Source organism: Solitalea koreensis (genome assembly GCF_900182575.1).
GTDB lineage: Bacteria > Bacteroidota > Bacteroidia > Sphingobacteriales > Sphingobacteriaceae > Solitalea > Solitalea koreensis.
Genome location: NZ_FXSZ01000001.1, coordinates 19463 through 31500 on the forward strand (window position 1 = coordinate 19463; position 12038 = coordinate 31500).

Annotated in this window: 7 protein-coding genes; 6 read left to right on the plus strand and 1 reads right to left on the minus strand. The window is 36.7% G+C overall.

The window, feature by feature from the left end; translation table 11 throughout:
* The first annotated feature begins 7 nt into the window (after nucleotides 1-7).
* The 6 genes from FN756_RS00070 (at nucleotide 8) to FN756_RS00095 (ending at nucleotide 9100) form a co-directional block, all read left to right on the plus strand.
* Nucleotides 8-1429 (plus strand): RagB/SusD family nutrient uptake outer membrane protein, encoded by a 1422-nt coding sequence (locus FN756_RS00070; RefSeq protein WP_185955135.1) that lies wholly within the window; start codon nucleotides 8-10, stop codon nucleotides 1427-1429.
* A gap of 38 nt (nucleotides 1430-1467) precedes the next feature.
* A complete protein-coding gene (locus FN756_RS00075; RefSeq protein WP_185955136.1) occupies nucleotides 1468-2208 on the plus strand; it encodes a DUF4843 domain-containing protein in 741 nt (246 codons plus the stop codon).
* Between the two features lie 32 nt (nucleotides 2209-2240).
* Complete coding sequence (locus FN756_RS00080) at nucleotides 2241-3839, plus strand: PKD-like family lipoprotein (protein ID WP_142600422.1); 1599 nt, start codon at nucleotides 2241-2243, stop codon at nucleotides 3837-3839.
* A gap of 90 nt (nucleotides 3840-3929) precedes the next feature.
* A complete protein-coding gene (locus tag FN756_RS00085) occupies nucleotides 3930-5054 on the plus strand; it encodes a TlpA disulfide reductase family protein (RefSeq protein WP_142600424.1) in 1125 nt (374 codons plus the stop codon).
* A gap of 196 nt (nucleotides 5055-5250) precedes the next feature.
* A complete protein-coding gene (locus FN756_RS00090; protein ID WP_142600425.1) occupies nucleotides 5251-7407 on the plus strand; it encodes a S46 family peptidase in 2157 nt (718 codons plus the stop codon).
* A gap of 331 nt (nucleotides 7408-7738) precedes the next feature.
* Nucleotides 7739-9100 (plus strand): TlpA family protein disulfide reductase, encoded by a 1362-nt coding sequence (locus FN756_RS00095; protein ID WP_142600427.1) that lies wholly within the window; start codon nucleotides 7739-7741, stop codon nucleotides 9098-9100.
* A 73-nt stretch (nucleotides 9101-9173) separates the two neighbouring features.
* Here the strand turns inward: FN756_RS00095 and FN756_RS00100 are convergent, their stop codons facing one another.
* A complete protein-coding gene (locus FN756_RS00100; protein WP_142600428.1) occupies nucleotides 9174-11816 on the minus strand; it encodes an outer membrane beta-barrel family protein in 2643 nt (880 codons plus the stop codon).
* Nucleotides 11817-12038 lie beyond the last annotated feature (222 nt).

The following is a 12038-nucleotide window of genomic DNA, read 5'->3' on the forward strand; positions in this document are numbered from 1 at the left end:
ATTTGAAATGAGAAATAGAATATCAGCAGGCATATTGGCACTTTTCATATTGCTTTTTGCCACTTCTTGTGAAAAATGGATGGATGTACAACCGCGTACAAAAATCAAATCAGATGAATTATTGAAAACCGAACAGGGATATAAAGATGCATTGATCGGATGTTATGCTTTAATGAAATCACAATCGCTTTATGGCCGTGAGCTTACTTTCGGAATGATGGATGCTGCAGCAGGCCAATATGATCTTTTCAGTAACACTCCTTACAATAATTTCAGTTCCTTTAATTATACCTATACCGGAACAACTGTTCGTCCAATTGTAGATAACATCTGGATAGGGATGTACGGTGTGATAGCCAATGTGAATAATATCTTAGATCATATCGATAATGACAAAGCTATTTTCACAGGAAACAACTATCAAATTATCAAAGGTGAAGCCTTAGCTATGCGTGCCTTCATTCATTTGGATCTGTTACGCCTTTTTGCATCAACTGATTTAACAAAAACGGCAATTCCTTATGTAACAACACTTGGTGATCACGTTGTGCCTCGCTCTACTGGAAATCAGGTTATTGATTTCATTCTGAACGATTTGCAAAATGCAGCCACCAATTTGAGCGTTGACCCAATTAAAAAAGGCCTAAAACTATCTGAGGATGCTTTCTTAAACAATCGTCATCAGCGCTTAAATTATTTTGCAGTAAAAGCGATTGCCGCAAGAGCATGCCTATGGAAAAACGATAAAGCAAATGCTTTAGCTAATGCTATGGAAGTAATGAATGCTGGTAACCTGATTTTTCCGTGGATTAAATCAGACAATATAAGTATCAGTACAGAAAAGGATAAAGATTACACATTCTCAACTGAAAACCTCTTTGCACTGAACGTATTTGATTTAAAAACAATTGGTAATACTTGGTACTATTCGGCATTTGCTATCAATCAGCTTTACAAATCAAAATCTGGTTATGAATCAATGTTTGAAATAAGTACAGTTGGAGCCTCGGATTATCGCTTTCAATATGTTTCAAAGCAGGTAACAGGTACTACTAATTATATAACTACTAAATTCTATCAGCCTGATAACTATAATAATGCGTACAGAAATATGCTCCCATTGCTTCGTCGATCTGAGATGAACTACATTGCAGCTGAATGCAACATAGGAGTTGATAATCAAGCTGCTATTAACTTCTTAAATGAGGTAAGAGGTAAGAGAGGTATTACAACGCAGCTTGCTGGTACATTAACCGCTACTCAAATTCAGGCAGAAATCTTAAAAGAGTATAGAAAAGAATTTCAAGGAGAAGGACAACTGTTCGCGTATTGCAAAAGAACTAAGACAAATTTTCCAAATGGAAATTCTTTAACCGACACGAAAACGATTCTTCCTTTGCCTGATTCTGAAGTAGAATTCAACAAATAATGAGACGACTACACATTGTTAAACTTAAAAATTATAAAATGAAAGCATTAGTTAAAGTATGTTCTTTAGTTCTTTCATTGGGCTTTTTTCTAAGTGCCTGCAATAAAGATATAGCAGACTATGAGAATGATCCTCGAATGTTTTTTCAAATCCCGGGAAGCGGAAGTGTTGCTTTGCGTGATTCTCTTATTTATTCCTTTCCGGCTCACCCGAATGCGATTGAGACCGATACACTTTGGTTCAATGCCTGCATCATGGGCAATGCAGCTCCTTACGACCGTGAAATTGGCATTAAAGTAAATACCGCCCTATCAACTGCAGTTGAAGGAGTAAACTTTAAGATTCAAAGCAAGGTATTACCAGCGAATGCATTTAAAGCACGCATCCCTATTGTGATTTATAAATCAGGTTTGCAAAACAAATCTGTTCGTCTTCAATTAGAAGTGCAGGAAAGTAAAGATTTCAAAATTGGATATACCCGCTATAATAAAGCTGTTTTTATTTGGGGCGATAAATTTTTAAAACCTGATGCATGGGATCTTCCAAATTCGAATTATAAAGCGGCATTTGGTGTATTCTCAGAAACCAAGTATGCTTTTATTCTGAAATCCTGCAACCTTACAGAGCTTCCTGACCCTTCAAATTTAGTCGCAATAGCTTATTATAATGCAGTTGCCAGAGAAGCATTAGTTCGATATAATTCAAATAACCCTAAATTAACGGATGAGAATGGTGAAGTTTCATTCAGTATTTTCTTAGGTGTAAGTGGAAATGGTTGATTGGATAATTATTACTTAATCTCAAAAATTAGATGAAAAAAAATATATACTTCTCAGCTTTAATTGCCTTGGGACTTTTTGCTGTAGGATGCGCAAAAGACGAGGGTAATTATAATTATAATAAGTTGAATACTAATTTTGTTGATACTGCAGCTTTCCTGCCAAGGTATTCTTTTAAACAAAATGAAGTGGTCAATATTACTCCTTCAAATGTTACAGGTGTAAACAATGCCAATTTAGAATATGAATGGCGCTTGGTTAAATCGATGTATACTCCTGATCCAACTACTGGAACTTATATTGACAAACAATTGGCAACCACCAAAAATCTTTCTTATAAGTTTGTGGAGCCATCTGGAGACTATGCGCTGGTTTTATATGTAAAAGACAAAACCAATGGCGGCATTACCCAAATGATTAACAAAAACATTAAGATACTTCCGTTTGCTATGCCGGGATGGATGGTTTTACATAGTAATGGCAATAGTAGCGATGTAAGCATTATCGTTAATGAAAAGATTTCTAATGCTGATATCAGCAAGCCAGAGAAATATGTGGTGACAACAGGTACTGACTCCATAGAAAACAACGTTTATTCTAAAACCAATGGATCAAAATTGCAAGATGCTGCCGGAATATTCTCTGCTCCACAAAACTGTGTTGGTATTTTTACCAAAACCAATATTGGAGGCTATCGCCTGAGTTCAGCTGATTTGCGCATCAAGGTTAATTATTCTGATATGTTTATGAATAGGATTCCTACCAGCGATGTTCAATTCCAAACATATGATCGTAACGGAGTTAATGAGCTGTTAATTAACAAAGGAGATGTTTATACCATTCCTCAACCTGTGCCGGGCGTTTGGAATCAATTTGGAATAAAGTGCTTTGGAAAAGGTAGCGATGATAAAGAATTGGATTTTGTGGCAGCCCCATACGTTGCTACAAATACAAACTCTTATTTGGGTGCATTCTATGACACAAAGAATAAGCGATTCCTTTATGTCAATACGTCTAGAGAAATTAAAGAGTTCCTGGCTCCTGTAACACCTGCTGTATTCGATGCTAGAAATGTTGGTAAGGAAATGGTATATGCAGAAAATGGCTATGAGATAGCTACTGGTGTTGGATACAGAACGTGGTATTCTATTATGCAAACCCCAGGCAACCCAAATACAAGGGAATTGTTTGGTCTTAAACTAGATAGAAGTGATGATGGAGCCAGAGCAGTTACTCGTATTGACCTCTCTACAGCGACAGAAATGAATAATGCAAAATATTTTGCATTCGGAAACAAGAGTACATTAATGTTCTATGCTACCGATTCCAAAATATACCAGTATCCATATGCAACTACTGGCACTAAAGTATCAACGCTTAAGTATGATATTTTAGCCAATTATCCAGGAAATGTGATTACAGGTATAAAGTTATTCAAGATACCAAACCAAACAGCAGCTCATGCAAGCGATGGTAAGCTATTATATATAGCACTTTACAATGCGACCACACAGGCAGGAACTATTTTACAAATTGATGTAGACCCTGCTACTGGCACCTTTGGTACAACAGTTAAAGCATATCCAGGCTTTGGCAAAATTGTATCCATGGATTACAAATCACTTAACTAATTTAAACCTAATGGAATTCATCGGTCTCAATTCCGGTGAATTCCATTTTGCTTCTCCCCTCTTTTTAAACCTTAAAATTTCAACGTATAAATGAAAATCAATAAAACTAAGTGGGTTCTTACAGCTCTTGGTCTCTCGCTTTTGAGTTTGCAAGGCTTCGCTCAAAAAAAAGATTGTATTGTTAGCGGCAAAATCACTGGCTTAGATAAAGAATCAAAAATATTTGTGGTGCGCAACAATGGCGATCACGGACCAAGTGACACCTTACAACAAGGAACTATTAAAGCCTCTGGTGAATTTTCAATTTCGTTGCCTGCTAAAATAAGTGAAGAGCTATTTGAATTGCGTATTGAAGGGGTTCGGGCGGGAGTATCCTTTATTGCTGAAAAGGGTCGAGTTGGCCTCATTGGCGATAAAACTAAACTTTACGCTTGTGAAATAAATGGAACTCCTGAAAATGATCGTTGGATGGCCTATCAAAGGTTCACGCAAAGCCAAACTAAAAAGAGCAATGAAGTGATGATGAACCGTCAAAAGTACACTCAAGAAGAGAGGGTTGCTTTCTTTAAAAAAATGGACATTGAAAAAAAGGCTTACACTGATTCATTGATTAAGAAGTGCTCAAATTCGATCGTTTCATTGTATTTAGCTAAAATTCCAATGATGATGATGAAGCATGATGAAATCGATGCTATTCTAAAAAACTTTACTCCCTACTTTTCTAAACATCCGTATTACATCGCAATGAAACATCGTGCTGAAGTATTGCGCAAATCAGCTCCGGGTGTAATAGCTCCCGACTTTACTGTTTTTCAGCCGGACGGGAAGTCAAAAATCACCCTTTCTTCTTTCCGTGGAAAATACGTAATGCTTGATTTCTGGGCATCATGGTGTGTGCCTTGTCGCGCAGAAAATGTGCACACGAAAGAAATGTATGAAAAATATCATCCTTTAGGATTAGAGGTTATTTCGTTCTCATTGGATCATCAATTAGATGCCTGGAAAAATGCATTGGAGAAAGATGGTTTGGTATGGAATAATGCATCTGATTTGATAGGAGGTTTAAAATCGCCGGTTGCAAAGGCATACGGTATTGATGGCATCCCTGCTATTTGGATCATTGATCCTAACGGAAAAATTATTACCAAAGGTGTAAGAGGTGAAGCGCTTGACAAAGTGCTGGAATCAATTTTTATTCAAAAAGCTAAAGGATAATCGTCAAGGATTATCCGCAATTCGATCTAAATCAACCATTTTATCATGTTGAGCGGAGTTGAAATATCCGTCTGTTGAAGTTACAGCCTTTTCGACTTCGCTCAGGGTGTCAAGTTAAGAGACATTCATTTCCGTTATAATTGATGAATAGAAGGTTTTCATTCTCCATTAAAAACCACACAATAAAACAATAAATATGTATAAAAAAACCATTATAAAATGGTCATTGCTCACCGTTCTGTTATTGTCTTTCATTGGTCAGGCACGCGCCGACGAAGGAATGTGGCTATTGGCCTTATTGAAAAAGAACAATGCCAAAGAAATGAAGGCAATGGGATTAAATATCCCAATTGAAAAAATAACAGGCGAAGATGGAGCATTGAGCGAATCAGTGGTTGGATTTGGCTCAGGATGCACCGGATCTATTATTTCAGGTTCAGGATTAATTCTCACCAATTACCATTGTGCTTACAGCGCCATTCAGCAGTACGTCTCCCCTACTAATGATATTTTTCAAAATGGTTATTGGGCCAAAACGGAAGAACAAGAGCTTCGCGTTAACGATTTAATTATTACCGTCAATAAGAAGATACTGGATATTTCTGATGAAGTAAAAGCACAACTTCAAAATAGCACTTCAGAAGCTGGTAACGTGCGAAAGGCAATGGAAGCGGTTTCCCAAAAGTATCAGCAACAGTATCCAAAATACAAGATTTTAATCAAGCCTTATAAGAATAACAGCTTGTTTGTACTTTTTATCCAACTACAATACAGCGACGTACGCTTTGTGGGAGTAGCTCCTAAAAACGTGACAAAGTTTGGCGGTGAAACCGATAACTGGATGTGGCCAAGACACAGCGCTGATTTTGCATTTTTTAGGATATATGCAGATAAAAATGGAGCACCGGCAGCTTATTCAAAAACGAATGTGCCCCTGGTTGTAAAAAACTACCTGCATATATCAAAAGAGGGGTATAAAAAAGATGATTTTGCAATGTCTATGGGCTATTCGGGCATGTCGGATCGGAACGCAACCTCCTCGCAGATTTGGCAGAAAACCCAGGTATTGAACCCCCCATTGATTGCCGTACGCAAACTCAGACAATCTATTTTAGAAGATGAAATGGCGAAGAGTGGTGCAATTAAACAGCTATATGCCGAAAAGTACGCTACCTCTGCCAACTATTATAAAAATGCGGTAGGGATGAATTTTTGGGTGAATAAACTCAACATCCTTGCTAAAAAAGAAGCTTTCGAGAAAGGCTGGATGAATTGGGTAATGCAGGATGAAGCTAAAAAGGCGCGCTACTCAACTATCTTGCAAGATCTGAAAACAGCTATTGAAGGCAATGCCAAGTTCAAAAGGGCTCAAACCTATTACTTTGAAAGCTTTGGGCAGGCTTGTGAATTAACGCAATTCCTTAAGGCATTCGGGAAGGCGTTTTATACTTATCCTCAAAACGTAAAAAACAATCCCGAGATTTATAAGAATCTCTCTACGAACACCCGTTTTTATTACACTAAAATTAATATGAATCTGGACAAGAGGGTTGCGAAAGCAATGCTGAAACTTATTAAAGACAGCTTGCCCGCAGATCTTCAGCCAGAAATAGTTGCTTTAAAAAATCTTAATACCACTGAGCAAGTCGATCAGTATATAGATGAGGTATTCAAAACCTCTGTTTTTGCCGATTCGGCAAAACTGCAGAATTGGCTAAGGAATCCATCGGTTTCACTTGAAAATGATCCATTGGTTCAATTGGCAGAGTCAATTGATAAAAAAGACAAAGAAATATTCCGAATAGCTGAATCCAATGCACGCAAGATTTATAGAATCGGTGAATCTTATTACAACAGTCTTGCTGAGTATAAAGGTGGGAGTTATTATCCTGATGCCGATAAAACGATCCGTCTTTCATACGGAACCATTTCTGACCTTCAGGTGGATGGAAAAACCATTCCCTATCAAAGCACATTTAGTGGGTTAATCGCCAAAGCAGCCGATACTGCTAACAAGGACTATTATTTAAACAAAAAATTGCAGACCATCTGGCAAAACAAAGACTTTGGCCGCTACGGAACTAAGGGAGATATGCCGGTTTGTTTTGTAACAAACGGAGATGTTACGGGTGGAAACTCTGGTAGCCCGATGTTGAATGCCGATGGCAAAATAATTGGATTAGTGTTCGACTGCAATTGGGAATCGATGACCAGAGAATTTAATTTTGAAAAGGATCTTCACAAGGTAATCTGTGTTGATATCCGCTATTTACTCTTCCTCACAGATAAGTTTTCGAGCACAGGTAGAATAACTGCTGAAATTGCAAAGGCCAATCCTGGCTGGAGTATGTAGCAAGTGCGAACCTTAATTTCCTAAATCAACATAAATAATGGCGGCTTTAACCTTGCTGCCATTATTTATGTCAGAAATTAAAATCTAACAATGAAAAAAAACACTTAAACAAGTGCTTTTAATCACTTATGGATGGATGTTTACTACCCAGGCCCTTAGCATCAACTCATCATGGCCAATAAAGATCCATTCTTCGAAAAATCGGCAGATCTGGAATCCCGCGTTTTGTGATTTTTGATAAAAATGGCAAAATGGTGAATAACAACTGTAGCAAGCGTCCGTCTAACCCTTTATTAAAAGTTTATCTCACTGAATTATTAAATCTATAAACATGAAAAAATACTATGCATTTTTTGCCTTCATTTTGAGTGCGGTTTTTTCTGCAAAAGCGCAATACACGGAAATTAACGGAGTATCCAAAAAATCAAATCCGGAGCCTGTAAGGCTGTTTAAAGTTGTTTACGGTCGAATTGAAGAAATCGCTAAGGAACTTCCAACTGCAAACGGGGCATTTACCTTTAAGTTTCAACCTGAATATAAAGGTTATTATGCCATTGGTTATGGAGATAAATATGAAATTCTTGATAAATACAAGATCTATGCAAAAGGTAATGATAAGATCAATCTTGAGCTGAATGACACGACCTATGTACTTACAGGTTCCAATACCAAAGAAAATCAAGTGTTGGCTGATTGGTATAAGCTGGCTTGCATGGTTGAACGCAGATCAGTTTATTTTAGTCGTAGTGGAAGAAGAATGCAAGGTTTCTTCCCTGAATTACAAAATCTGGTTGATAAATCACAAAATTGGATGGATGGGAAAGAAAGCGGAAATGCCGATTTTGATCAATTAATGAAAAGCACCATAGATTATGACCTGGCTTATTTTACGATGGCCTTCTTAATTACCCCACGTGCATCAAAGCCAAATCCGAACGACTATAATGCTTATGCGAAGAACTTTAATGCAGACAAGTATTTGCAGAATGAAGAGCTGTTAAAATTTCCTTACGGAACCACTTTGTTGAGAAGTTTGATAGCATTTAAGAGTCAAGATTATTACAATAGCGATTGGGAAAAGCGAGTACCTGAAATTCCTAATGATGTTTTGAAAGGAGAATTTGTGTTGAGCAAAATGGCTGCTGTAAAATCATATACCAATTATCAGGAGTTATACACTACTTATAACAAGTACTTTCTTTCTAATGACCAAAAAGAACGATTGAAGAACATTGAAGCATCATTGCAGAAATTTAAACCTGGCACAGCGGCTATCAATTTTAATGGCTGGGATGCTTCTGGCAAAGAAATTTCACTATCAGATTTCAAGGGTAAAATTGTTTTGGTTGATGTTTGGGCAACCTGGTGTGGTCCGTGTAATAAAGAAATCCCTTATTTGAAAGCAGTAGAACAAGAGTTTCATGGCAAAGATGTTGTTTTCATGGGCGTTTCAGTGGATGAAGAGAAAGACAAAGAAAAATGGAAGAAGTTTATTGTCGATCATGAATTGGAGGGTGTTCAATTATTCGCCGGCGGATGGCATCAATCAACCATTGCCAAAGGGTATAACATCAATGCAATCCCAAGATTCTTGTTGTTCGACAGAAACGGGAACATCATCAATGTGGATGCACCCCGCCCTAGCGATCCGAAACTGAAACAAACTTTAATTAATCTATTAAATAAATCTTAATTAAGGTTTAAACTGATAGTTGAAGCAATCATCGTAAAAAGTGATTGCTTTTTTGTTTCTAAAGAAAGCTTATCTACAAGTCATTACTTGCTGATGAATTAAACTTGTTAAAACGGTAAGTAAACGTTAACATGAAATACTGTGTAATGTTGTTGGATTGTCGGTCCTCGATCTGATTGTCAGTTATGGTGCGATTGATGCTGGTGTTTTGTTTTAACAAATCATAAGCATCCAAAGTTAATCTGGCCTTATTGTTCAAAAACTCTTTGTAAATACTTGCATTCAGAAGTGCTATGCTTTTTTTAGCTACTTGAATCTGATTTTCGTTTCTAAAATAAGTTAGATCGCTATTCACGGCAAAGTTTTTTGGCAGATAATAAGTGACACCAATCGTTGAAGTCAAATTTAAATAACTCGCGTCTTTTAATCCCGGATTTTCATACTGCACATTGTTGAAATTACCCGTATAATTCATATTAAAATCTAATTTATTAGCATACTTGTAATTAACAGCATATGTTAATCCACATCGCGAATTGTAACTTGTAGATTTAATACCATTTATATAGGTGGTATTTTTTATTATAGAAGTATTCAAACCCGGTTTGGTTCTTACGCTTTTAATTGGAATTCCCCAACTAACGTTCAAATTAAGGTTATAGTTACCTGAAACATTCTCGGGTTTGCTGGTTTGCTTTCCTACAGCAGCATCTATGAAACTGTTATAGGTTATTTTATTGAAGGTGGTTCCAACAGACAAATTGGCAAACATACTCCAATTAGATATAGGATCAAATTTCGAGTAATTGACAGAAAGATTGTTATTGAATTCAGACTGCAAATCCGGATTACCGATTTTGATGTATAAAGGGTTTGTATTATCTGGCGTAGGTTGTAAATCCAAGATGGAAGGTTGGCGGATATCACCCCGGTAATTTGTGCTGATACGGCTATTCTTCGAAATCTTGTAATTAAACGAAGCCTGAGGTAAAACACTAAAATTATTTTGCGTGTAAATACTGTCTTTGGCTATTGAATGTCCTTTCAAATCAGTTTCTTGAATGGAAATACCCACAGAGTAATCGTATGTATCACCATTTTCGTTGAAGCTTGTTCCTATACGGTTTGCATTTGTTCTATTCCTATACACATTACTCATAAAAGCATTCGGCAAATCATACTCCTTGCTTAATTCATCAAAATCATTGGCATTGCGGGTACTGTTTTCAATGCCGTTATTAAAAGCATAATTAAATTTCAGTAAGTGGTTTGTAAAAAGCGGTTCACTATACATCAGATTAATATCGTTACTAAATTTGCTTCTATCACTTGAGTTTTGCTGGTTGATTAACGATTGATTTACCGACTGACTCTGGTAATAATTGCTGAGCGAATAATTAAATCCTATTTGATCATTGGATTCGTAACTGTTTTTAATTGATAAACTTAATTGCCTCCCCTTTTTTATAAAACGTTTAGCGTATTTAATGTTGTTGTTGAAATCAGGTGACTTTGTAGATGATTTAGTCGATCGGTTTCCATCGTTTACGTTCCCTTCAGGACTTGATGATTCAAACAAACTGGATGAAGAAGAGCTGAATTGCCTGTAACTAATTTTAGAATTAAAATTCAGATTAGTTGAGGAATTAATCTTATAATCAAGGGTTAAGTCAAATGCATGCCTTTGACTATTGTTGCTATTGGTCGAACGATCTGAATACAGTAGTGATTCGTTTTGCAACAAGGTATTTCTTTTTAGAAAGCTCGATTGGTTAGTATTATTTAAATTGTTTAAATAGCTCAATGAAAGTACTAACTTATTGTTCAATGGATTATTGAAGTTGATACCCCCTGAAAAGGAATTAGAAATACCTACATCAGAGCTAACATTATTTGCATTGGATATGATGGAAAACTGTTGTTCATTGTTAAATCGGTTCAGGCTTAAATTACCCTTATAGCGGTTGTTACTACCGGCGCCAAGCGATACATTGCCAAATCCCCCTTTCTTTTTATCCTTTCTTACGGAAAGGTTGATGATTATTCCTGACTCCCCATGTTCAGCTTTTTCAGGATCAACAGTGATTACCTGAACCTTATTAATGATATTGGCCGGTAAATTTTGAGTGGCCAATTTAGGATCATTACCAAAAAAAGGTTTGCCATCCACCAAAACGGCAGTGATTTTTTGCCCTTGCGCAGAAATACTTCCATCTTTCTCAACTTCTACTCCCGGCAGTTGTTTAAGCAAGTCTTCGACCACAGCTTGTGTTTTCGTTTTATAGGAGTTGGCATTAAATTCGGTCGTGTCTTTTTTGATAACAACGGGAGGAACTTCTGCTATTACCGTAATCTCGTTAAGCGTAATCAGTGCCGAATCAAGTAAAATATCATCCAGTTGGCATTCCGGTTTTTCCTTGGAAATAAAAAAATGACGAATTACATCTTTATAGCCGAAATAACTACAGAACAGTTTATAATTCCCAACGGGAAGGTTTTTGATGGAAAACATCCCGTATTTGTCAGAGAGAACACCGCGCAGCGAGGAGTCTTGCTTGCTCATTACTGAAATTACGGCTCCTTCAAGGACTTCATGTTTTTTTGCCTCTTTTATTTTTCCTGTAACTGATCCACGGGTAAGACTTTGTGCATTTGCACCCGGCGAAAAAAATACCCACACGCTTACCAGCAGGGAAATAGAAGGCAAAAATTTCATTTAATTAAGTTAAATTGATTGGTTTGAACCAGAAAAGGGAAGAGCGAGTTGATGAAACAAAGAAATATTTTTCTTTGAAAACCTTTAAATATTCAGGGGGCAAAAATAGAAATTCTACCCACACAAAAAAGAAAATACAGACCTTTAAATAGTTATGTTTCGAAATTTCGATTTTACAGATTCAACAAACTGAATTTCTCAGTTTCCGTTTAACCTTTTATC

Bases quoted from the DNA above. Each gene is read 5' to 3' on its own strand.
- FN756_RS00070 (WP_185955135.1), top strand. From the start codon at position 8: ATGAGAAATAGAATATCAGCAGGCATATTGGCACTTTTCATATTGCTT.
- FN756_RS00075 (WP_185955136.1), top strand. From the start codon at position 1,468: ATGAAAGCATTAGTTAAAGTATGTTCTTTAGTTCTTTCATTGGGCTTT.
- FN756_RS00080 (WP_142600422.1), top strand. From the start codon at position 2,241: ATGAAAAAAAATATATACTTCTCAGCTTTAATTGCCTTGGGACTTTTT.
- FN756_RS00085 (WP_142600424.1), top strand. From the start codon at position 3,930: ATGAAAATCAATAAAACTAAGTGGGTTCTTACAGCTCTTGGTCTCTCG.
- FN756_RS00090 (WP_142600425.1), top strand. From the start codon at position 5,251: ATGTATAAAAAAACCATTATAAAATGGTCATTGCTCACCGTTCTGTTA.
- FN756_RS00095 (WP_142600427.1), top strand. From the start codon at position 7,739: ATGAAAAAATACTATGCATTTTTTGCCTTCATTTTGAGTGCGGTTTTT.
- FN756_RS00100 (WP_142600428.1), bottom strand. From the start codon at position 11,816: ATGAAATTTTTGCCTTCTATTTCCCTGCTGGTAAGCGTGTGGGTATTT.